Raw genomic sequence first — 21,222 nt, 5'->3', positions numbered from 1 at the left:
ATTCGACGCGCCCCTCCCCAGCCGTCACCTGCTGGTTCGCGTCAGCCATCTGGTCCATCACCATGAGGAGCTGCCTGCGTGATCTACTTTTCTCTCTCTTCCTCTCCCGCTGCCGTCCACGCCAATCGCGGCGTATCGGGTCTCTCTTCCTCCGAACAACCGGCGTCCCGGTGGCGAACGGTCGCCGTCGGACTCTGCCTGTTCGCGATGAGCCTGGCAGCACCGGCCTGGGCGCAGACCGAGGTCACCGGTTTCGGCAGCAACCCCGGCAACCTGCGCATGTTCAAGTACGTGCCCGCCGGCCTGCCCGCGGGCGCGCCCCTGGTCGTCGCGCTGCATGGTTGTTCGCAAAGCGCCGCCAGCTACGATGCCGAAACGGGCTGGCAGATGCTGGCCGACCGCTGGCAGTTCGCTTTGGTATTGCCGCAGCAGCAGAGCGCCAATAACTCCAGCACCTGCTTCAACTGGTTCGAGAGCGGGGACACGACACGCGGCCAGGGCGAGGCGCTTTCGATCAAGCAGATGGTCGACCGCATGAAGACGGACCACGGCAGCAACGGCGCCCGCGTCTATGTCACCGGCTTGTCGGCTGGTGGTGCGATGACGGCGGCGATGCTGGCGACCTACCCGGAAGTCTTTGCCGGCGGCGCCATCGTTGCCGGGCTGCCCTATCGTTGCGCCACCAGCCAGAGCGCCGCTTTCAGTTGCATGAACCCGGGTAGCGATCTCAGCCCGGCGCAATGGGGCGACAAGGTGCGTGCGGCCAGCAGTCACAGCGGCCCCTGGCCCATCGTCTCCATCTGGCATGGCGACGCGGACTATGTGGTGCGCCCGGCCAATCTGACCGAGAGCATGCAGCAGTGGACCCACGTGCATGGCATCGACCAGACCGCCGATGTCAACGACACGGTGGTCGGCTACCCGCACGCGGTTTACAAGAACGCCGCGGGCCAGCCCAAGGTGGAAACCTATCTGATCACTGGCATGGGCCACGGCACGCCAGTCGATCCGGGTACCGGCGAGAGTCAGTGCGGTACTGCCGGCGCCTATATCCTGGACGTCAACATTTGCTCCAGTTACTACATCGGCCATTTCTGGGGCCTGGATAACCTGGACAGCGTGCCGCCCACGGCTGCGCTGACTGCGCCGGCAAACGGTGCCAACGTCAGCGGCACCGTGGCCATCAGCGCGACGGCCAGCGACAACGTTGGTGTGGACCGGGTGGAATTCCTGCTGGACGGCGCCCTGCTGGGCAGCGATAGCACCGCGCCCTACTCCCTGAATTGGAACACCGCCGCTGCTACCAGCGGCCTGCATTCACTGCAGGCTCGCGCTTTTGACTTGGTGGACAACGTCGGCACCTCCGCCGCCATTAACGTCAATGTGGTGGGCGGTGGCGGCAGCACGCCGCTGGTCGCCGAATTCAGCAACGAAGACGCCAACGACGGCTACGTGAAAGCCAACGCCGACGGCAGCGCCCCGGCAATCGGCACATTGGAGTCGTATTCGGGGCTGGCGTTGGGTCGCGGCACCGATGGCAAGTACAACCGTGCGCTGCTGTCCTTCGATACTTCTTCGCTGCCGGACGGCGCCACCGTGGTTTCGGCCACGGTGACCGTCACCTACCGCAGCGCTTATGGCGATCCTTGGTCCAGCCCGGCGGGCAACACGCTTACGGTGGACGCCCAATTGGGATGCCGTGGCGCCTGCATCATCGAAACCGGCGACTATGCCGGCGCCATGACCGCCAACGATGTCGCGCAGTTGCAGCGGTTCACCGGCGGCAGCCAGACCAGCAATCTTTTCTCAGGCGCCGGCTTGGGAGCCATCAATCGCGCCGGCCGCACCCAGCTGCGCTTGCGCTTCAGCGCCCAACCCACCGCTACGAATTACCTGTGGATCGACAAAGGCGCCAGCGCCAAGTTGAGGGTGGAGTATTTGCCTTGAGAACCGGTCGCTTGGCGGACTTCCTCTCTTCGTAGGCGTCCCGCCGTGTAGGAGCGGCGTCTCGCCGCGAGCTCTTCGCTTTCATCGCGGTCTGACAGAAGAGCTCGCGGCGGGACGCCGCTCCTACAAGGGCTCCAATAAGTCCAGCGCCCAGCACGGACTCAGTCGCCAAGCGCTACACTGTTGGCGAAACGCCATCGCCTGTTCCTTGTGCGTTGGGTATCCCTTTCGATCACCATTGGAGACGTTGTCATGAGCAAAGGCATGGACCAGAAGAAGAACCAGAAGAAACAACCCGCCAAGACGCCGCAGGAAAAGCGCGCGGCCAAGCAGGAAAAGAAGAACGCCAAGAAGTAACCTGATCGGAATGCGGTGTCGCACCGCATTCCGACAGTCCATGCGCCGTCACATCGGCGCATTTGCTCGGACGTCTCGCCTGCACGGCGACCCATGTTGGCTACAGGCTGACGCCCCGCGCGCCCCATCACGATTTGCATTGCCTCCCGTGTTCCGTCATCCGCGGCGGAACGGCCTTCCGCATCCGGAAGCGCGCTGATCTGGATCGGTCTTTCGCCCGAAACCTATTGATGTGTTGCGGGTCCGTTCTGCCGTCCAAAACTTAAGACCGGACATCAACCCAGGTTCCTCGAAGACGCCCAACGCCATCTCCTGGCCGTATACGCCGCACATTTGCGTTACCACCAGTACAAGGGGTTTTCGTACTACGCAGGGGAGCTGGCAAGACCATGGACAAGATGACCTGGGTGACCACTTGGGAAGCCTGGCGGGCGGCTATGGGCACTCCCAGCAGCCGCCAGCGCAAGCAGGTGGACAAGTTTCTGGAAACCCATCCGTCCATTCTCTATTGGGGAGATTCGTGGTTCAGCACCATGCTGTATCTCAATCTGGCGCGTCAGAGCATCCGCCGCATCGATGGCATGGGCATCCTGATCGGCAAACCGGGGGCAACGGCTGAGCGGTTGTTCGCGCCGTCGGAGGTGAAAGAAAAAAGCGGCCGCCTGAAGCGGTGGCCATTCGACCTGGTCTGTCTGAGCGCCGGCGGCAACGATGCGCTGTCGGAACGGTTGGAGGCGGTATTCAAGGATTGGGTTGAAGGCGCCCGCAGCGACAAACTGAGCGCGGAACAAGCCTACGAACTACTACTGGAATCCAACGTATTTCCCACCATCCGCCACGCCTATGTGCGTGTACTGGAAGCGATCAAGCGAGTACGCGAAGACAGGCCCAACTTGCGTGTGCTGGCGCATTCCTATGCTCGGATTACCCGCGTGGGTGCCAAAGCGGATCTGACCGTGGGCAATATCGGCCTGATCGCTTTGCTGAAGGGCGACGTTGGGCCGTGGCTCTGGGAAGTCATGCGGCACGTCCTGCATGACGAACAAGCCGCGCGGGAGTTCGCCGACAAACTACTGGTGGACGGCTTCCTGAAATCGGTCATGGAGCCGTTGGCATCGCCAGAGCAGTACGGCAGCTTCTTTAGCGTGGCGGATTTTTCGGACGTGGAGCAGGCGCAGGCAGCTACCTTCTGGAACGACGAGATACATCCTACGGAGGAAGGCTTCGCGGTGTTGGCCGAACGGTTCAACGCCTCGATCAGGTCCCTGTTGCCGGCGCATAAGCGCGACGCCGTGGTTTAGGGCCTGCAAGCCGCAAACGGCTGTCGCGCCCGCACTTCAGGTTCATGAAAAGCTGCTCTTGTAGGAGCGGCGTCCCCGCCGCGAGCTCTCCCGTCTGATCGCGTTAAAAAGCGAAGAGCTCGCGGCGGGGACGCCGCTCCTACCGGCAGCTGTGGCACCGGCCTTTTTTGCAGTTTCGGCACATGGCGGAAGGCTAAAAAAGGTCTAGACTCGCTCCGTCGACGTTGCACCCTTCACCGCGGAGGGTACCTATATGATGACCTGGGCATTCGCTGCCGCATTGGCACTCGCGCCGGTGGCGCCGGCGCCGGTCTCGCCTCCCGTCACGCCGCCTCCCAGCCCCGAACAAGTGCTGGCCATCCCGGCCGAGCTACGCGCCAAATTCCATCAACAAGTGATAGATCAAAGCCGCTCGCCGACGCGACGGCTGAACCTGCTGGTTGATTTTTTGTTCGATGATGATGGCTTGGCCATGGAGTACGAACACGACGCCACGCATACCGTCGAACAAGCGTACCGAACACGCAAGGCCAACTGCCTGACGTTTACGTTGTTGGCCATCGCATTGGCCCGCGAGGCGGGTCTTGAGGCGTACGGCCAGGACATCGAAGACACCCTGGTGTGGCGCCAGGAACAAAGCACGATCTATCGAACCACCCATGTCAACGCGGGCATCCAAATCAAACGGCAGCGTTACAGCGTGGACGTGGCGTGGGATTCCGTCATCGCGCGCCACCCGCCCGAGCCCATTCCTGATCAGCGGCTGTTGGCTCATTTCTACAACAACCGTGTCGCCGAACTGATGGCGCAGGATCAATTGGAAACCGCTGTTGCGTACGCGGCGATATCACTGCAACTGGACCCCGCTTACGCCACCAGTTGGAGCAATGCCGGCGTGCTGCACATGCGCGCGGGCCGCCAGACGACAGCTGAGCGCTACTACAAGCACGCTTTGGATCTGGATGCGAAGCATGCGGGGGCACTGTTCAACATGGTGGGCTTCTATCGGCGTACCGGTGATCATAAAAACGCCGACGAATACCAGCAGCGACTGGAAAAAGCCCGGCTCAGGGATCCGTTCCACCAGTTCCTGTTGGCATCGGATTACGAGCGCCACGGCGACTACGCGCGTGCCGCGGAGCACTATCGCCGCGCCATCGCACTGCACGACGCAGAACACCGGTTTTATTTCGGGTTGGCCCGTGCGTATCTGCAGCTAGGTCAAGCACGCCGCGCCGGCCACGCCCTGGTCCGCGCGCATGCACTCAGCAACGGCACCACGCAGGCGCTGTACCAAGCGAAATTGGACAACCTGCGTCAACACTCGAAGTAGCAACGCAGCCAGGCGCAACGCAGAATCAGTCCGCCACCCGTGTATCGGTGGCCACCCAGTTCACTTCCCATGTTTTGCCGCCATCATCGGAAAAGGCCTGCTCGAAGTGACAGGAATCCCGGGTGATATCGGAGATGACGAACCGAACCAGAATGGCGCGCCCGTTGAGCGTCTCCTGGCCGTAGAACTCGCCCTGTCCATTCTTGAATTCGCCGTACACCGGGGGGCTCAGCGTGCCACCCGCACTGTTGGAGAAATTCAGGCTCCATTGTTTCGCTTCCGGGTTGTAGAGGCGTAGCGACAAGCCTTCGATGCGGCCGGATGGCCCCTCAACTTCCAGTTCTACCAGATTGGCGCGGCCGTCCCAGACTTTTCGAACGACCGTCGTACCCTCGTACTCGACCCAGGTACTGGAGCCTGTCAGCGGCCGCAGGCGGCGTGACAGCTTGGTCTTCCACGTACCGATTTCGAAATCGAAATCCCGCTGCCCGTCGTGTTGCGCCGTCGCTGGCGGGGCCTTCGCCTTGGACGTATCCGCCTGCGGCTGCGAGAAACCGGTCAAAGGCGCTGCGCCAATAAGCAAACCCATTAAGAAGCAGATGGAAGATCTCGTGGATATCGGCATGAAAGCTCCTTGGGTCTGGGATCGCATTACGATCGGGCCGGGTGATCCTGTCGAGGATATCGACCGCGCGAACGGTTACCCAGAACCAATTCATCCGGTGCTCCGGATTTTCACGGAGCCAATCTCAATAACCGGGGCCATTCCGTTTCTGTGCGTGCAAAGCTTCACACCGGCGGGTAACGGCGGATGTACTGGGCCGGCGAACACCCCACCAGCGATTTGAAGTCGCGGATGAAATGCGCCTGGTCGAAGTAGCCCAGCTCCAATGCCAGCGCGACCCAATCCACCGTGCCGCCCTCATCCAGGCGCGCCAGTGCTTCGTGCATGCGGTATCGATTGATGACCCATTTGGGACCGATGCCGACGTAATCGTTGAACAGCCTTTGCAGTGCCCGAACGCCAATACTCCAGCGTGTCGTGACATCGTCCAGCGTGCAGATGCTACGGTTGACCGAGATGCCGTCCACGATGTCGCCGACACGTCTCACCGGTTCTTCCACCGGCGGCACGCACGAGCCGAGAAATGCACTGGCAGCCTCCACTTGGCCGGCATCGCTGGACTGCGACAACACCGCCGCTTCCAGAGCCTCGCCGCTGGCGCCAAGCACATCGCAAAGCGCCAGCGAACGGTTGCGCAATGCGGACACCGGTTTGCGCAAGAAAGGATGAAAGCCACCAGGACGGAACTTGATGCCGAATACGCCGCCACTGCCCTCCAGCACCCGGGTGAATCGACCCGTATGCAATCCCTGCACGCGCGAGTTCCCGGGTTCGATGACCACATGCATGTTCGGGTGAGGCAGCGTCTCCCGGACCTGCGGCGGACCGCCCTGCAGGTCCCAGCGCACGATCCAGAAATGCTGCACGACGTCCGCCAACACTGCTGGCGGCGCGAGCCGCGCATGGTGGAATGCACCGGATGCCGGCGGGTGGCGCAACAGACCCCGCGCCTTGCCCACGCTGCGCTCAATCATCGGGCGCGCTTTCCTTTAGCTGCCCGCTGTCGCGTTTTTACAATCACGCCTGGCCCCTCTGTGTTGATATCCCGCCACCCCATCATCGCACCCGAGTTCCGCATGAAAGTCTTTGCCCTCTTCCTGCTCGCCTTCGCCGTTTACCCGGATGGCACGGCCGCGCAAACCCCAAAGGAGTCCTTTCCCATGCAAGCCAGTGGCACTTTCGACGTCAAGGTAGTACCACAAACTCCCGACAATGCTCCCGCACAGTCCTCCGGGGTAGCTCGGCTGTCGCTGGACAAACAGTTTCACGGGGACCTGGAGGCGACCAGCCAGGGTGAAATGCTGGCATCTGGGGACGGAACACAGTCCGGCGCCTATGTCGCGATCGAAAAGGTCAACGGATCGCTGCATGGGCAGGGCGGTAGTTTCGTGTTGGTGCACCGGGCACTGATGGTCCAGGGCACACCCCAGGAATGGACGGTGGCGGTGGTTCCGGATTCCGGGACCGGCGCGCTGCGCGGCATCAGCGGATCGATGCGTATCGAAATTACCGAGGGCAAGCACTTTTATCGCTTCGACTATGCCCTGCCCCAAGCTGAAAACGCTGATAAGCCGTAACTAGGAACGCCCATCGCGGAACTTCCCCGGAACGGCGCTTCTCGTAGAGCCGAGCTTGCTCGGCTGCTCTTCGCTCCATATCCGGTCAACGTGCACCGTCCGAAAAGAGCAGCGGAGCAAGCTGCGCTCTACATGAACCCCCAGATGAAATTTTCCTCGAGAAAGCTCCTCGTAGAGCCGAGCTTGCTCGGCTGCTCTTCGCTCCGTATCCGGTCAACGTGCACCGTCCGAAAAGAGCAGCGGAGCAAGCTCCGCTCTACATGAACCCCCCAGATGGAATTTTCCTCGAGAAAGCTCCTCGTAGAGCCGAGCTTGCTCGGCTGCTCTTCGCTCCGCATCCGGTCAATGTGCGTCGCCCCACAAGAGCAGCGGAGCAAGCTCCGCTCTACGTGAATAGCGGTGGCTCAGCCTCCGGAAACAAGCGCTTCGCCCCGGGGTTGAGGTCGCCATTTCTGTTCATAAAACTCGGGTGAGGCCCGATGGCGGTCCAGGGGCGTACACTGGCGCTCCCCAAATCACCGAGATATCCGCTTGGCAAAGCCCAACTACTCCTTTGAAAAGCGCCAGCGCGAGATTGCTAAGAAGAAGCAGCAGGACGAAAAGGACGCCCGCAAGCGCGAAGCCCGCGATGCCGCAAAGGCAGCTGCGGATTCCGCCCCGAAGCCCCCTACTCCCGGCAGCACCTGACGGGCTGATATGCCCGTGAAAGCGGGCACCCCGCCGGGTGTCGCCGCTTTGATGCTGATTTTCCCGCAAGCACGGGCTTGACCGTGCGCATGCGCAAATGGCGAACGGCCGGGTGCCGTTCGACCGACCCCGACTACCTATGGATGCGCCGACCCGCCAGGTAAGCGGCTAGCCGGCAACGGCGCGCGTAGCGCCCGTTGCTGCAGAGCAAATCAGCCTAGACGCAATGAGCCGCCTGCTCTTCTTCCATCAATGACCGGCAAGCTCCGTCATCCACCTGTCGCACCTCGCACTCGATATCCCATTCGTCGCCGTGCACCTCCAGGAAACGCCGGCCCCATTTGATCGCCTCTTCCCGGGTCTCGACCTGGATCAGCGCGAATCCGCCGATCACTTCCTTGCTCTCACTGAATGGACCGTCGGTCACGCTGAGTTTGCCGCGGGTAAGCCGGATCCGCGCGCCCTCGGAAGTGGGCCGCAACCCCGCGGTATCCAGCAGCACGCCCGCCTCCGTCATCTCCTGCATCAACTTGCCCATATCGGCCATCAGCTGCTCGCTGGGAACCAAGTCCGAATTCTCGTTCACCCGGATCATCGAAAGAAATCGCATGGTCTAACTCCTGTCCTGTGCCGGGAGGCGCGACCATTCGCGCCTCCCTAGGTAGGCGTCGAACGGGAGACATCGAAATCGACATGGCTGCTCCATGGATCGACAACCAAGCGGTGCGCCCTTCTTGCAGGAACGATGGAACGCCGATTCCCCGGGCTCAAGGGGAGGCCGTTACCCCGGCACTGGCAGCGGTACCGCCCAGGTGCTGGCGCAAGAAGCCCGCCACCCCGTTCCATAGCTTTTCGTTGTTCTCCAGTTTCTCAAAGCCGTGACCTTCCTTTTCGAACTCCAGGCCCACTGGCGTCCGGCCCGCCATACTGAGCACACGAGTCATCCGGCGGGTGTGTTCGAAGTCCACGCGCATATCTTCTAGTCCATGCGCCAGCATGACGGGCACCTGGATGTTCTGATAGTGGTACAGCGGCGAAGTGGCTTGCATCTTTTCCTGATCAGAGCGCGGATCGCCCATGATCTTTTCCAGCTGCTTACGCCCTTCTTCGCTACGACCACTGTCGCTGGCGGTGAAGAAGAGAATCCGATCACTAATGCCCGCGATCGACACCACACAACGGAAACGCTGCGGCCAACGTACCGCCGCCACCAGCGCCGAATAACCTCCATAGCTAGAACCCACTACGCACATCCGTTGTTCATCCACCGAATATCGCGCCGTCACATGGCGGATCGCCGCGTCGATATCGTCTTCGATCAAGGTCCCGTAGTTGCGATGGCCGGCTTCCCGAAAAGCCTTGCCGTATCCGTCCGACCCTCGGAAGTTGACGCGCAATACGGCGTAGCCCAGCGAAGCCAGAAACTGGACCTCGCGATCGAAATGCAGCTGATCGGCCACCCCGATAGGTCCACCGTGCGGAAATACCACCAGCGGCCGTTTGCCCGTACCCGGCGGTAAGGTCAGGAAGGCTTCCAATGGCAGACCGTCGGTGCCCTTGAACGCGACCACTTCCGATGGGGCGAAGCGGATGTCCTTCAACCACGGCAGGCTATCGTCCAGCAGAGCGGCGCGCAGATTCACTGCATCCAAATGAAACAACTGCGGTGGCTGGTCGCCCGCATCCACCCACAGGATCATTTGCTTGCCGTCGCGGCTGCGATCGATCACCGCCACGGTTTTCCCGGGGAACGCTTTTTGCAGCAACTGCCCAATGCGATTGTTCTGGGCTTGGAAATATTCGCTAACCAGGCGCCCGCTTTGGTAATAAGTCACGCCGATAGGATTGCGCCCGCTGTCGAAGATTGGTGCTTCAACATCCACCCCTGGTTTTGAGAACAACGTTTTGACGATCTTGCGGCTGGCGACATCGAACGCGACCAGCTCGCGCTGATCGCGGTCTTCCTCGGTGATGCCATAGATGACACTGGCATCGTAGGACGCGCCCACAGGGTCGAATTCTGTTTCGCCGGACAGTTTCATCACGTCGGTATAAACGCCGTGGCTGCCATGCATCAGCACGTATTCGTCGTCGCGCTTCACCGCCACCAAACGCAACCGACCATCTCCATCGGTGAACCACGCCACATCATCCTCCACGCCGACATTCATCCGGCTGCGCAGCGTAGGACGGAAGGCATCCGCCGCCTTCTGGCTGGACACGTCCACTTCGTGGACCATCAGGTCGCCTTCCCTGGACCAGCTACCGAATAGGATGTGGTTGCGCTCCAGCGGCAGCGAATCCACGACGAAGCCTTCCCTGGGCAGCTTGATGCGGGTGAAGCCATGATGGCCCGCTGCGTCGGTGTCGATGCGGATCACACTGACTTGCTTCAATCGCTCGGATTCGCCGACCGACACCAGCAAAGTGTCGTCGCCTGACCACTCTATCGAGCACGCCATGGCGCTCTTGGCCATCTGTGTCAGCTTCCCGGCCTTCAAGTCCACCAACTCCACACCCCATTCCTCATCGGAGTTGCGCACATGCAGCGCCAGCAGGGTTCCCGCTGGATTGAGACTGGCCTGGAGGATGCGCGGCTCCTTCCATAGCGTCTTGACCGCTATCGGCAAGACACCCGGAGTCGGTGGGGGTATCAGTGATATGGACGAAACGGCAGTGGAGGCCGGGTATTTCGAACGAGCTTGCCGATAAAACTCAGGAAAGGGATCCGGGTAGCGGCCTACGTACGCAAAAGGATATTTGGCGTGCAGCACAGGATGCTGCTGTTCCAACCAATCCATCGCCGCCAAGCCGCGATTGGACATGGCGACAGTGGCTCGCCAAACAGTAATCGGCCGGAATAACAGATCACCGGCATAGCTGATTTTGCCAGGCTCGACTTTGAACTTGAATTCTGGGTCGTCGCTCAATGCGTACCTGAGCCCGAATATGAGTTGGACCTCGCGCCACTCGTAGACACCGGCGGGTGCGACATAAAGACGGAACGAACGGCCGATCTTCAGATCGTTCATCACGCCAGCGCCAAAGGCTTTGCCATCCTTGCGCACACGTACGCTGTACAGATCGACATCCGTGTCCACCGCTACCAGCACCAGACCTTCATCTGGCGCCAGTTCGGGTATTTCGCCCGGGTCGATTCGCTGCATGCGTGCTTGGGCGCTCGGCGCCGACAAACCCAGGCCGATAGCCAGCCAAACGCTTATGAAAATTCGCAACAGTTCCTTCTGCATCCCCTAGCCCCCGGCCAAAACACACGCTGCATGGAGGCGCTCCCCAGAACACCCCTGATGCGAATAATACCCGCCCTGGCGTCGGCAATGAGGCCGTGCGCCGGTACCACCGGGCGCTAACGGCCGATCGGCCAGCGGCCCAGAACTTCGTAGTCCGGTTGGCCCTGGATGCTGTGGACCAGCCGGAACTCTGCAGGTCGCAGGACGACAGGATCGACGGCGCCGAGCGTGGGTTCGGGGTCCACATAGGCCACGGTGAGATGCGGGACGAACGTGCGGCCGATGTGGCGGTGGAAGCCCGCGCGGATCAGTCGTTCTTGCAGTGCCTGCCAGAAAGCCTGCATCGGCGCGGAAATCTCGGATGCGGCCAGGGTCAGCGCGGGTCGGCGTGGGTTTCCAAGGACACGTAGATGATCGAGCGTCAGGGTGAAAGGCTCGGTAGCGGGCAGCGCCCGCATCGCATCGACCGCATCACGGATCTGGTCGTCGCGCCGCTGGTCGCTTTCGCCCAGGTAGTGCAGCGTCATGTGATAACGATCCGGCCGTATCCAGCGCGCGGCGGGATACGCCGGATGCAGCGAGGCTGCGAGCTGCCGGAGGTGTTCGCATTCCTCCGGGCCCGGAAACAAGGCAAAGAAAAGTTTGTGAGTAGCGGTCTGCGCCGGAGCGAACAGGCTTCCCTGCGGTGAGGTCATGTGGGCGGCGTGTGGAAAGAGAAAAACATCATGCCATCGTGGTGATGCGTGGCGCGAGCGGCGCCCTGGCGCATCAACGCAATTGGCTGTCCTTGCTGCCACGCCGGTTGTAGCCGCCTGTCTCATGCGCTTCCTGGTCATGGACCTCTTGGCAAGCCACGCACAAACGCACACCCGGGACGGCTTTGCGTCTGGCCGCGGGAATGAGTGCATCGCATTCTTCGCAATGCGTCAGCCCCGGTCCTTGCGGAAGTTGTTTGCGCGCGCGTTCGATGCCGTCTTTCACGGTCGCGTCGATCTGGTCCTGCACCGCACCATCGCCTGCCCAGCCGGTCGCCATGGCTGTCTCCCAACTACTGTATGAAGGTTCGGAAAAGCTTGCTCTCCCGCAAATGAATCGATGTGAAAACGCCATCTCCGCAGGACCGGCGGCGCCTTTGAACAGCCACCGGCCAATACTGCCAACTCCGATGTCGATTCGGCCCGCCCTTCTTCGTCGCGCAGTAAGGAAGGCAAGCTCCCACACTATCGCCCCGCCCGTTAGCCTTCCAAGAAGCACGCCCTATGAAGCCATCTCATAGCCCGGAACAAAGCGCTCAAGAGAACCAAGCCGAATGAATCTGAAGCTCTACGCTCATCCTTTTTCGTCCTACTGCCAGAAGGCGCTGATCGCGCTGTATGAGAACGACACACCTTTTGAGTGGCGTCTGCTGGAAGGTGCCGACAGTCCCATCATCCGCGAGTTCGAATCGCTCTGGCCGCTGAAGCGCTTTCCGCTGCTGGTGGATGGCGACCGGACGATCCTCGAGGCCAGCATCATTATCGAGTACCTGGATTTGCACCATCCGGGACCGACGCGGCTGGTCCCGGAAGATCCGCGGGCAGCGCTGGAGGTGCGAATGCTCGACCGCTTCTTCGATAACTACATTTCCACCCCACAGCAGAAGTGCGTATTCGACCGCATACGCGACGAGGCCGATCGAGATCCCTATGGCGTGGCCGAAGCTCGCGCGATGCTGGACACCGCCTATGCCTGGCTGGACAAGACCATGGCCGACCGGGAATGGGCCGCCGGCGACACCTTCAGTCTGGCCGACTGCGCCGCCGGACCCACCTTGTTCTATGCCGATTGGACGCATCCCATCGGCGACCGATTCCCGAACGTGGTCGCCTACCGCCAGCGCCTGCTGGCCCGCCCTTCGTTCGCACGAGCGGTCGATGAGGCGCGGCCTTATCGGTCCTACTTCCCGCTGGGCGCACCGGATCGCGATTGAGGGCGGTGGCGCCTTGCGCCATGCATCCTGGAAACTGATCGCTTCGTGCGCACAGCGCACGCTGCGGCAACAACGGAAACCGCGACCCGCCAACCATCGAGGATCACCATGTCTTTTCAGGCTTATCTAGACAACATCCAAACCAAGACCGGTAAGAGCCCAGCGGACTTCCGCAAGCTCGCAGCCACCAAGGGCTTCACCGAGAACGGCGGACTTAAAGCAGGCATCAAGGCCGGCGACATCATTGCCTGGCTCAAGAAGGACTTCGGCCTGGGTCATGGTCATTCCATAGCGATTGTCGCCTTGCTTAAAGGCGCCAAGAAAGAAGACTAAGCCTGGTTTTAGCACGCGCGCCCTGCAGGAGCGGCGTCCCGCCGCGAGCTCTTCGCTTCTATCGCGGTCTGACAAGAAGAGCTCGCGGCGGGACGCCGCTCCTACGTGGTTAGCCGCTTTTCGAACCAATGATCGGCATAGGGGTTGTCGTTATACGGCGGTATCTCGCGATAGCCGTTGCGTGCGTATAACGCGCGCGCCTCGGTGAGGCTGCGGTTGGTGTCCAGCCGCAGGGTATGCAGGTCCATGGCGAGAGCCTGTGCTTCCAATGTGTCCAGCAAGCGCTGGGCGATGCCAAGTCCCCGCGCGGACGGCGCTACCCACATGCGCTTGATTTCACCCACACCAGTGCCGGTGATTTTCAGACCGCCGCAGCCCATCGCCTCGCCGTCGAGCCTGGCGATGACAAATGCCCCGCGTGGCGGCACCAATTCACTCGGGTCGGCGGACACGCTGCGTGTAGCATCGAAGCCATCCTCGAAACGAGTGTTGAGTTCGCCCAGGTAGGCATTGATGCAGGCATGCGCTTCGGCGCCCGCAGGATCGGCAAGGGTGATCTCCACCGCCGACGCTCGCAACAACCGCTCTACTTCGGCCATCGCCGCAATCAGGCGCTCGCGCTGCACCGCGCCCAGCGGGGACAGCAGCGAGGTCGCCAGCGTCTGCGAACGGGTATCCAGCGCGTCCACTTCGCGCTGGCCTTTGCGGGTCAATCCCACCTGCCGCACCCGAGCATCGTGGGCCGAAGGCTTTACCGCCACCAGCCCTTGCGCTTCCAGTGCACGCAACAACCGGCTCAGATAACCCGAATCAAGCGACAGCCGCGCGCGCAGGTCGCGCACATCGGCGCCTTCGCGGCCGATCTCGAACAATAAGCGCGACTCCGCCAGCGGCCGCCCGCGACCTAGGTAATCATCGGTCAACACGCCGATGCGCCGCGTCACCGCCCGGTTGAATCTGCGGACCTGCTGAATCTGGTTTTCGTCCATTAGCTGACTTTAGTCAGATAAATGGACCGCGTCAATATGGACAGATGCCGTGTGGGAGCGATCTGAGTCGCGACGTTGATTAATCCGGTCGCGACTCACGTCGCTCCCGCAAGAAATGCATCCCTGCGGCGCGCTGATCCTCAGGTGCCTGGCATAGGGCGGCTCATGCCCTTTATGCGAGATGCCCCACACCAGGGGCTTCGATAGGCAAAAAAGCCACGCCATGCATCGATGGCGGGCTTGAGCCAGCCCTATTTCCGTGGCTCTTGCGCCAGCACGTAGTCGATCGCCGCGCACACCGCCGACACCTGCGCCGCATTGCACTGCTCAGGCGTGGCTTTCGGGCTGTCGGGATAGACTTCGGTCGTCGTCGTGTAGCGGGCATGGGTGACGCCGGCGCACAGGCCCAGGCGCTTGAGCGGATACCGGATGACGCCCGGTGCAACCACCGCGGAACCGATGATCTCGCCGTTGCCGTCAGCCGGAGCAATGTGGGTGACTTTCTCTACCGCCGCGATCACCGCTTGCTGGAACTCGGGCTGCGGATTGTCGCTGTCATCGACCAGGTAGAAACCATCGGGGATTTCGCCTGGTTCGTTGGGCTGGCCGTCGCGCGCGGCCAGCGCCGGGCGGAATTCGCTCTCGTCGCTGTCGGTGGTCTCGTGCAGGTCGATATGCATCACCACCTTGTCGCGCACTGGCGCTATCAGCCGAATCAATGCGGCCGATTCCTGCGCCGGGCTGCCTTCGCGGAACGAACGGTTGGGATCGATCGCATCGGGATTCCAACGATGAATGCGCTCGTACGCCCACGGACTGACGCAAGGTGCCACCAGCAGATTGGCCTTGCCGGCATAGTCCGCCGCACGCTGCTCCAGAAACCGCAACGCACCGTGCACGCCGCTGGTTTCGTAGCCGTGCACACCACCGGTCACCAGCATGACGGGCAAAGCTTCGTCCCAGTCGCGGCTGCGCACGGCGAACAGCGGATAGGTGCCGTCCGGCGCGTAGTCCAGTTCTCCGTATTGCACGACGTCGAAACGTTCGCGCAGGCGGTCGACCACGGTCAGCACATCATCGGCGTAGCGGCGCTGCACCTTCTGCCGCGCGCGCCATTCGGCTTTCTCGGTGTCGCCCCAGGGCTGGCCAGGTGTGCCGATGGGGTAAAAAGCATCCGTCGTCATCTGTTGCTCGCTTTGCAGTGCGGGTGAAAAGGCGAGGCACTTTAGCACCGAGGCTCGCCCTTGCCGAAGCACGCGCCACGACCCAAGCGCCTACATCGGCCCTGACCGCCTACACCCCGTTATTGCGTTGACTCAGAGACTGGCGATCTGCCAACGCGCTATCCTGCGTTGAGTCCGCTGACCGGACGTGTGATGAAACAGCACATCCACTACGTTGTCACCGACGATCAGGTCCGCCTTGCGTGGGCCGAGATGGGACGCGGCTTGCCGCTGGTCAAAGCCGCGACCTGGCTGACTCACCTGCAATACGATCTTGAGAGCCCGGTCTGGGCGCATTGGCTCCGCTTCTTTGGCGAACATTTCCATTACTTCCGCTACGACGAGCGCGGCTGCGGCATGTCGGATTGGGACGTGGGCGATCTGGCCTTGGAGCGCTGGGTGGAAGACCTGGAGAACGTCGTAGACGACGCCGGCCTCGACCGCCCATTCGCGCTGCTCGGCATCAGCCAGGGCGCGGCGACGGCGATCCGCTACGCCGTGCGCCACCCGCAGCGCGTATCGCACCTGATCTTGTATGGCGGCTACGCCGTCGGCGGCCATAAGAGCGACAACCCCGAGCGGCGTGCGCTGTACAAGGCGGTGATGGAAGTGGTGGGACTGGGATGGGGTAGCGACAACCCCGCCTTTCGCCAGTTGTTCACCTCGCGCTTCGCGCCGCAGGGCACGCCGGTGCAGATCGACTGGTTCAATGAACTATGCCGGCGTACCACGTCGGCCAAGAATGCGTGCGCATTGTTGCAGGCTCGCGGGGGCATCGACGTGCGCGATGACTTGGCACGCGTGCGCGTGCCCACGCTGGTGCTGCATTGCAGCCGCGATCAAATCGCGCCGTTGTCGCAGGGCAAGCTGCTGGCCAGCCAGATTCCCGGCGCGACATTCGTGCAGCTGGACTCGCCCAATCATGTGCTGCTGGAACAAGAACCGGCCTGGCGCGAGTTCCAGGAGGCCGTGCTGGAGTTCACCGGACAAACGCTCGACACCGCCGCGGACACCAGATTAACGGCCGCACTGACCACGCGCGAACGCACGACGCTGGCCCTGTTGTGCGAAGGCCGCAGCAATGCCCAGATCGCCTGGCACTTGGGCATTGCCGAAAAAACCGTACGCAACCACATCTCCCACCTTTACCGAAAGCTCGGCGTGCGCAGCCGGGCCGAAGCCATCGTGATGGCGTACAAGCATCCGCCAACGCCGCCGGGCTGAGCATCTACATCCGGGACATTTGTCCCGGGTGCAGGGATAAATACCACCACGACCGGGACAAGGTTCCCATGGCTGTTGGCGCCAGCGGTGCCCAAACTCAGTGGTCAGCCACCTGTTGTATCTCGCCGCACGCCAGCCCATCCCCCACGTGCACGGTGGTCGTATTCAGACCGTTTCTTCCCCGGGCGTAAGGACAGGGACGGTTTAACACCACTCTTGGAGATTCATGATGTCCCGCGTATTTGCCCTGCTATACGGCGCCGCCTGTTACACGGTGTTCCTGGCGGCCTTTTTGTATGCCATTCCCTTCGTCGCCGGCTTCGGCGTGCCCAAGCACATCGACAATGGCGTCGCCGTTTCCCTGCCGTTGGCGCTGGGGATCAATCTGACCCTGCTGACGTTGTTCGCGCTGCAACACAGCATCATGGCGCGGCCGGCGTTCAAACGCTGGTGGACGCGTTTCGTACCGGCGGTGGTCGAGCGCAGCACCTTCGTGCTGGCCACTAGCCTGGTCCTGGCGCTGTTGTTCTGGCAATGGCGGCCCTTGCCGCAGCTTATCTGGGACGTCGAAGGCGAGGCTGCACGCTGGATCCTGTTCGGGTTATCCGCGGTGGGCTGGCTGCTGGTGCTGGCCAGCACCTTCCTGATCAACCACTTCGATCTGTTTGGCTTGCGCCAGGTGTGGCGTCACGCGCGCGGACAAGGCCCGGCTCCCGAAGCACCCTTCGTCGTTCGTGCGCTCTATCGCATCGTGCGCCATCCGATCATGCTGGGTTTTCTGATCGCATTCTGGGCCACGCCCACGATGAGCCTGGGCCATTTGCTGTTCGCAGCGGTGACCACCGGCTACATCCTGGTCGCGGTGAAGTTCCTTGAGGAACGCGACCTGGTCGCACGCTACGGCGAAACCTATCGCGCGTACCAACGTCAGGTGCCAATGCTGTTGCCGTGGCGCAAGCCCAAGGACGAGGCGAGCGGTCCTGCTGTCTCGTCGGCAACGTTCAGGCCAGGTAGCCCCGCACCTTGAGGCATACGAAGCGCGTTGTTGGATCGATAACGCGCTTAGGGCGGCAGACTGGGCTGGATGTCATCAGCCCAGTATCCAAACGGGAGAGGTATGAGCTCGAAGGCGACCGAGAACCGATAGGACGTGCTGCTCTATCAGCTTACGCCGATGTTATCTGCAATGTGATTGCCCGTCTGATGCTGGCCTCGGATGCATGGAGCGCCAAGTCGATGGATCGGGAGACAGACCGACGCGATTTCTCTAGTAGTGAACGCGCGAGCGCTTCGTTGCCCTGCCTCACCGCCATTAGCGCATGGCATCTTGCGCGCAAGCCGGGGTTGGACCAATCGGAGTTCATGGTCAATGCCTGGTCAATGGTGTGGTCAAGCTTTTGTCCCGTCATCACCTTGGAAAAAGCGATTTCGCAGCGCATTTGCGCTGCCAACTCGCTCATCGCCATTTCCAACTCTGGAGAGAGCTTACTGATGCGATCTTCCACCAACGGCTCCAGTGCAACCACTTGCGCCCATTCGTTGCGATTCTGCAGGCCTTTCACTACGTACCAAGTCTGGAAAAGCGGATAAGGCGCCGGCTGGCTTTCTAATTTCGCCAGAATATCCACAGGCAATTTATCAGCAGTCGTGCCTTTTACCGATAGCCCATTTAGATGTGCGATAAGAAATTCAGGCGATTCCTCGTCAATACCTTTGTACAAGTCCAGCAGGAGCATGCCATCGCTTGCCAAAGTCCCTCTCTTGGGCAGGAGGTTGGCCAAGGCCATGGCGAGATTCAAGACGGCTAATCCCCAAAGAAATCCGTCCATGTCGCGCTCTTCGATATATAGCGCTCCCCACCCCATGATCATCGCGACCAATAGATTCGCAGCGGGTCCGCCTATGGTCATCACCATTTGTTGTTGGCGGTAGTCAATGTCCGGATTGATAAACGCCATGGTTAGCCCACCATAGTCCCGGCGCTTACGATGCCATTGGAGGCGCCATCCCCAACGCTGCTTCCACAGCAAAAATGGGCCGACTTGCATCAGATGAGGCGTCATCCCCACTGCTCGACCGCCCAACACATGGCCATACTCGTGGACCCAAACAGTCGCAAGCCAAATAACGGGGACGAGGGCAAATCCGAGGAACTCGAACTTTGTCGTGAAGTAGTGCGCGAGCGCCAAGCCAGCTACTAGTGAAAACAACCAGCTAATGCCGCACAACATTAGCCACAACAGATCGATGACCGAGCTAACCCATCCTGGCAACACTACAAACGGTGGTGACACCGTTTCAATATGCGTTTCGTCCACGGCATCCCATCTTTTGAGTCGATGACCTGATGATAAACATTCTCGAGCCCCCAATCGCGTTCCAAAGAGAAAATGCCAAGCAGCGTAGGCAAGGCAAACGCCTTCACACCGGTCAGCGCATCAGGTAGGGTTTCCTTTACGCAATGGACGGGTGTGATGTGAGGTGGGTCAGCGAGCGTACGCCGGACGGCACCTGGCATCGATCAAGCCGCAGAGCTCAATCGTCCCTTTCAAGCGGACTGCTCAGCGTCTTGAGGGTTGTAGGCCTGGCTGGTCCACCGTCCAAGGCGAACTGACACCGTTGGATTGAACCAACCCAACCTACTGTCGCGTTAGGCGTCAAACTATCCTGGAATCGAAGCCGGCCATCGTCGGCGCTCCAGGAGATCGTACGCAATGCCTCATTATTCCGGCCCTCTGCTCACCCGCGACCTTGCCGATGCGCTACAGGCCGCGCGCGTTGGGGGTACATGGACAGGCTCGTTGGACCTGGGGCGTTCCAGCGGCGAGGCGCTGCTGAAGGCGGACAGCTGGCAATGGCATGGCAGGCGCTATCCGTATCCTGAAAAACTGAAAGACCGCACGCTCTATTACTGGGATGGTGACGAATTCGCGCCGATATCCCGTTATTCCGGTTCGCTGATCAAGTTGGTGCCCACCGAATGGGGCGCGCCCACATTCGAGATCGACGGCATCAAGATGCTGCCCACTTCGAAGGAATCGCCGCTTGAGGACGCGCGCCGCAAGGTTGCGCTGGTCGAGCCGCGGGGGAAGGTGGTGCTGGATACCTGTGGTGGTCTGGGCTACTTCGCCGCGTGTTGCCTGGAATCTGGCGCGGCGCGCATTCAGTCGTTCGAGAAGAACGCCGACGTGCTGTGGTTGCGAACGCTCAATCCATGGTCTCCCGACCCGGAAGCGCCGGAAAACGACGGCCGACTACAGCTGACCCATGCCGACATCTCCGAAGCTATCGCGCAGGTCGCCGACAGCTCCGTGGATGCCCTGCTCCACGACCCGCCGCGCTTCGGCATTGCCGGCGAACTCTACTCGCAAGTGTTCTACGACCAACTGGCGCGCGTGCTGCGCAAAGGCGGCCGCCTGTTCCATTACACCGGTACCCCGAACAAACTCACCAGTGGACGGGACGTGCCGCGCGAAGTGGCGAAGCGGTTGGAGAAAGCAGGGTTCAAGGTGCAGCTCGCGCTGGACGGCGTACTGGCATCGCGCCGTTGAGCCCTTGGCTTCAGTTCTACCTCCCCTTTCTAAAAGGGGGATTTGCTCTTGCCGTTCAATACGCCCTACCGCCTTCACGCCGTTTAAGCGCAATCCGGAGCACATAGCTCCTCACGTAAACCAACTCACTGCCCTGGGAGGGGTTCCACCATGATCAGCAAGCATGCCATTTCGATAACCGCCATTACCCTGCTGTTCGCCAGTCCGCTGGCCGCACAGGAAGCCACCGCGCCGCAGATGACGCCTGAAACGCAGGCCATGATGGAAGCCTTCCAGAAAGCCGGCACGCCCGGCGCGGAACACCAGAAGCTGGCGTCGCTGGCCGGTACCTATGATCTGACGATCAAGGGCTGGCACACGCCCGGCGGCGAGCCGACCACCGACAGCGGCACCGCCACGCGCAAGATGGTGCTCGGCGATCGCGTCATGGTGGAGGACGTGACCTCGCAGATGATGGGGCAGCCTTTCAACGGCCACGGCATGCACGGATTCGATAACACCACCGGCAAGTACTGGGCGACCTGGAACGACAACATGAGCACCGGCCTGATGGTCAGCGAAGGCACCTGCGACGCCAAGCTGACATGTACCTACACCGGCAGCTATCAAGACCCGGTCACCAAGAAACCACAGACCACGCGCATGACCACCCGCTGGACTGACGCCAGTACCGAAGTATTCGAGATGTATGGACCTGGCCCGGATGGCAAGGAAACCAAGATGATGGAGATCACCTACAAGAAGCGTGGGAAGTAGCGCTGTTCGTATTAGGCGACAACAAATCCTTCGTCATCCCGGCGCAGGCCGGGACCCAGTGTCTTGAACCCGTAGAAGCGAAAGTCGCTGGGTCCCGGC

Annotated in this window: 20 protein-coding genes; 11 read left to right on the top strand and 9 right to left on the bottom strand. The window is 61.4% G+C overall.

Annotation, left to right across the window (positions count from 1 at the left end; translation table 11 throughout):
• Window positions 1–78: 78 nt before the first annotated feature.
• The 3 genes from AADW18_RS00870 to AADW18_RS00860 all read left to right on the top strand — a co-directional run bounded on the left by AADW18_RS00870 (window position 79) and on the right by AADW18_RS00860 (window position 4,938).
• The gene (locus AADW18_RS00870) at window positions 79–1,947 is read left to right on the top strand and encodes a PHB depolymerase family esterase (RefSeq protein WP_337341461.1); all 1,869 of its coding nucleotides are present in this window, start codon (window positions 79–81) and stop codon (window positions 1,945–1,947) included.
• 746 nt (window positions 1,948–2,693) lie between these two features.
• The gene (locus AADW18_RS00865; protein WP_337341460.1) at window positions 2,694–3,605 is read left to right on the top strand and encodes a hypothetical protein; all 912 of its coding nucleotides are present in this window, start codon (window positions 2,694–2,696) and stop codon (window positions 3,603–3,605) included.
• 253 nt (window positions 3,606–3,858) lie between these two features.
• Complete coding sequence (locus AADW18_RS00860) at window positions 3,859–4,938, top strand: transglutaminase domain-containing protein (protein WP_337341459.1); 1,080 nt, start codon at window positions 3,859–3,861, stop codon at window positions 4,936–4,938.
• A gap of 25 nt (window positions 4,939–4,963) precedes the next feature.
• On the opposite strand, the gene AADW18_RS00855 is transcribed toward AADW18_RS00860, so the two are convergent.
• On the bottom strand, window positions 4,964–5,563 hold the full coding sequence (locus AADW18_RS00855; RefSeq protein ID WP_337341458.1) for a hypothetical protein: 600 nt from the start codon (window positions 5,561–5,563) through the stop codon (window positions 4,964–4,966).
• A gap of 164 nt (window positions 5,564–5,727) precedes the next feature.
• Window positions 5,728–6,537, bottom strand: a complete 810-nt coding sequence (locus tag AADW18_RS00850) for a helix-turn-helix domain-containing protein (RefSeq protein WP_337341457.1) — start codon at window positions 6,535–6,537, stop codon at window positions 5,728–5,730.
• A 102-nt stretch (window positions 6,538–6,639) separates the two neighbouring features.
• Between AADW18_RS00850 and AADW18_RS00845 the strand changes: the two genes are divergently transcribed.
• Together AADW18_RS00845 and AADW18_RS00840 are read left to right on the top strand one after the other, a co-directional pair.
• Window positions 6,640–7,140, top strand: a complete 501-nt coding sequence (locus AADW18_RS00845; protein WP_337341456.1) for a DUF3224 domain-containing protein — start codon at window positions 6,640–6,642, stop codon at window positions 7,138–7,140.
• Window positions 7,141–7,671: 531 nt separating this feature from the next.
• Window positions 7,672–7,827: a hypothetical protein gene (locus AADW18_RS00840; RefSeq protein WP_337341455.1), complete on the top strand. Its 156-nt coding sequence runs from the start codon at window positions 7,672–7,674 to the stop codon at window positions 7,825–7,827.
• A 217-nt stretch (window positions 7,828–8,044) separates the two neighbouring features.
• Here AADW18_RS00840 and AADW18_RS00835 read toward each other — a convergent pair whose 3' ends face one another.
• The 4 genes from AADW18_RS00835 to AADW18_RS00820 form a co-directional block, all read right to left on the bottom strand.
• Complete coding sequence (locus AADW18_RS00835; RefSeq protein WP_337341454.1) at window positions 8,045–8,437, bottom strand: YciI family protein; 393 nt, start codon at window positions 8,435–8,437, stop codon at window positions 8,045–8,047.
• 157 nt (window positions 8,438–8,594) lie between these two features.
• Window positions 8,595–11,078 (bottom strand): S9 family peptidase, encoded by a 2,484-nt coding sequence (locus AADW18_RS00830; RefSeq protein WP_337341453.1) that lies wholly within the window; start codon window positions 11,076–11,078, stop codon window positions 8,595–8,597.
• A gap of 116 nt (window positions 11,079–11,194) precedes the next feature.
• Window positions 11,195–11,773, bottom strand: coding sequence for an RNA 2',3'-cyclic phosphodiesterase (thpR, locus tag AADW18_RS00825; RefSeq protein WP_337341452.1), 579 nt, complete (start codon window positions 11,771–11,773; stop codon window positions 11,195–11,197).
• Window positions 11,774–11,846: 73 nt separating this feature from the next.
• Window positions 11,847–12,113, bottom strand: a complete 267-nt coding sequence (locus tag AADW18_RS00820; RefSeq protein ID WP_337341451.1) for a DksA/TraR family C4-type zinc finger protein — start codon at window positions 12,111–12,113, stop codon at window positions 11,847–11,849.
• A 274-nt stretch (window positions 12,114–12,387) separates the two neighbouring features.
• On the opposite strand from AADW18_RS00820, the gene AADW18_RS00815 reads away from it, so the two are divergent.
• Both AADW18_RS00815 and AADW18_RS00810 read left to right on the top strand, forming a co-directional pair.
• Complete coding sequence (locus tag AADW18_RS00815) at window positions 12,388–13,047, top strand: glutathione S-transferase family protein (RefSeq protein ID WP_337341450.1); 660 nt, start codon at window positions 12,388–12,390, stop codon at window positions 13,045–13,047.
• A gap of 108 nt (window positions 13,048–13,155) precedes the next feature.
• Window positions 13,156–13,380 (top strand): DUF4287 domain-containing protein, encoded by a 225-nt coding sequence (locus tag AADW18_RS00810; RefSeq protein ID WP_337341449.1) that lies wholly within the window; start codon window positions 13,156–13,158, stop codon window positions 13,378–13,380.
• A 101-nt stretch (window positions 13,381–13,481) separates the two neighbouring features.
• Here AADW18_RS00810 and AADW18_RS00805 read toward each other — a convergent pair whose 3' ends face one another.
• Entirely contained in the window at window positions 13,482–14,369 is an 888-nt protein-coding gene (locus tag AADW18_RS00805) for a helix-turn-helix domain-containing GNAT family N-acetyltransferase (RefSeq protein WP_337341448.1), read from the bottom strand.
• A 251-nt stretch (window positions 14,370–14,620) separates the two neighbouring features.
• Window positions 14,621–15,553 (bottom strand): M14 family metallocarboxypeptidase, encoded by a 933-nt coding sequence (locus AADW18_RS00800; RefSeq protein ID WP_337341447.1) that lies wholly within the window; start codon window positions 15,551–15,553, stop codon window positions 14,621–14,623.
• Between the two features lie 192 nt (window positions 15,554–15,745).
• Here AADW18_RS00800 and AADW18_RS00795 point away from each other — a divergent pair, with 192 nt between their 5' ends.
• Together AADW18_RS00795 and mddA are read left to right on the top strand one after the other, a co-directional pair.
• Complete coding sequence (locus AADW18_RS00795) at window positions 15,746–16,816, top strand: alpha/beta fold hydrolase (protein ID WP_337341446.1); 1,071 nt, start codon at window positions 15,746–15,748, stop codon at window positions 16,814–16,816.
• Window positions 16,817–17,045: 229 nt separating this feature from the next.
• Window positions 17,046–17,843 carry a methanethiol S-methyltransferase gene (gene mddA, locus AADW18_RS00790; protein ID WP_337341445.1) on the top strand — a complete coding sequence of 266 codons (798 nt, stop codon included), beginning with the start codon at window positions 17,046–17,048 and terminating at the stop codon, window positions 17,841–17,843.
• 139 nt (window positions 17,844–17,982) lie between these two features.
• Here the strand turns inward: mddA and AADW18_RS00785 are convergent, their stop codons facing one another.
• A complete protein-coding gene (locus tag AADW18_RS00785) occupies window positions 17,983–19,134 on the bottom strand; it encodes a M50 family metallopeptidase (RefSeq protein WP_337341444.1) in 1,152 nt (383 codons plus the stop codon).
• 396 nt (window positions 19,135–19,530) lie between these two features.
• Here AADW18_RS00785 and AADW18_RS00780 point away from each other — a divergent pair, with 396 nt between their 5' ends.
• Together AADW18_RS00780 and AADW18_RS00775 are read left to right on the top strand one after the other, a co-directional pair.
• The gene (locus tag AADW18_RS00780) at window positions 19,531–20,367 is read left to right on the top strand and encodes an MnmC family methyltransferase (RefSeq protein ID WP_337341443.1); all 837 of its coding nucleotides are present in this window, start codon (window positions 19,531–19,533) and stop codon (window positions 20,365–20,367) included.
• Window positions 20,368–20,517: 150 nt separating this feature from the next.
• Complete coding sequence (locus AADW18_RS00775; RefSeq protein ID WP_337341442.1) at window positions 20,518–21,123, top strand: DUF1579 domain-containing protein; 606 nt, start codon at window positions 20,518–20,520, stop codon at window positions 21,121–21,123.
• Window positions 21,124–21,222: the final 99 nt, after the last annotated feature.

Source organism: Pseudoxanthomonas sp. CCNWLY206-1 (assembly GCF_039710385.1).
In the GTDB taxonomy this organism is placed as follows: Bacteria; Pseudomonadota; Gammaproteobacteria; order Xanthomonadales; family Xanthomonadaceae; genus Pseudoxanthomonas_A.
Note: the sequence above shows the minus strand (reverse complement) of the source record. Positions and strands in the feature narration are given on the sequence as shown.

What these genes read in the sequence shown, in the direction of transcription:
- AADW18_RS00835 (WP_337341454.1), bottom strand. Translation starts at nt 8,437, where the DNA reads ATGCGATTTCTTTCGATGATCCGGGTGAACGAGAATTCGGACTTGGTT.
- AADW18_RS00865 (WP_337341460.1), top strand. Translation starts at nt 2,694, where the DNA reads ATGGACAAGATGACCTGGGTGACCACTTGGGAAGCCTGGCGGGCGGCT.
- AADW18_RS00855 (WP_337341458.1), bottom strand. Translation starts at nt 5,563, where the DNA reads ATGCCGATATCCACGAGATCTTCCATCTGCTTCTTAATGGGTTTGCTT.
- AADW18_RS00810 (WP_337341449.1), top strand. Translation starts at nt 13,156, where the DNA reads ATGTCTTTTCAGGCTTATCTAGACAACATCCAAACCAAGACCGGTAAG.
- thpR (WP_337341452.1), bottom strand. Translation starts at nt 11,773, where the DNA reads ATGACCTCACCGCAGGGAAGCCTGTTCGCTCCGGCGCAGACCGCTACT.
- AADW18_RS00780 (WP_337341443.1), top strand. Translation starts at nt 19,531, where the DNA reads ATGCCTCATTATTCCGGCCCTCTGCTCACCCGCGACCTTGCCGATGCG.
- AADW18_RS00830 (WP_337341453.1), bottom strand. Translation starts at nt 11,078, where the DNA reads ATGCAGAAGGAACTGTTGCGAATTTTCATAAGCGTTTGGCTGGCTATC.
- mddA (WP_337341445.1), top strand. Translation starts at nt 17,046, where the DNA reads ATGTCCCGCGTATTTGCCCTGCTATACGGCGCCGCCTGTTACACGGTG.
- AADW18_RS00850 (WP_337341457.1), bottom strand. Translation starts at nt 6,537, where the DNA reads ATGATTGAGCGCAGCGTGGGCAAGGCGCGGGGTCTGTTGCGCCACCCG.
- AADW18_RS00775 (WP_337341442.1), top strand. Translation starts at nt 20,518, where the DNA reads ATGATCAGCAAGCATGCCATTTCGATAACCGCCATTACCCTGCTGTTC.
- AADW18_RS00820 (WP_337341451.1), bottom strand. Translation starts at nt 12,113, where the DNA reads ATGGCGACCGGCTGGGCAGGCGATGGTGCGGTGCAGGACCAGATCGAC.
- AADW18_RS00845 (WP_337341456.1), top strand. Translation starts at nt 6,640, where the DNA reads ATGAAAGTCTTTGCCCTCTTCCTGCTCGCCTTCGCCGTTTACCCGGAT.
- AADW18_RS00795 (WP_337341446.1), top strand. Translation starts at nt 15,746, where the DNA reads ATGAAACAGCACATCCACTACGTTGTCACCGACGATCAGGTCCGCCTT.
- AADW18_RS00815 (WP_337341450.1), top strand. Translation starts at nt 12,388, where the DNA reads ATGAATCTGAAGCTCTACGCTCATCCTTTTTCGTCCTACTGCCAGAAG.
- AADW18_RS00860 (WP_337341459.1), top strand. Translation starts at nt 3,859, where the DNA reads ATGATGACCTGGGCATTCGCTGCCGCATTGGCACTCGCGCCGGTGGCG.
- AADW18_RS00800 (WP_337341447.1), bottom strand. Translation starts at nt 15,553, where the DNA reads ATGACGACGGATGCTTTTTACCCCATCGGCACACCTGGCCAGCCCTGG.
- AADW18_RS00805 (WP_337341448.1), bottom strand. Translation starts at nt 14,369, where the DNA reads ATGGACGAAAACCAGATTCAGCAGGTCCGCAGATTCAACCGGGCGGTG.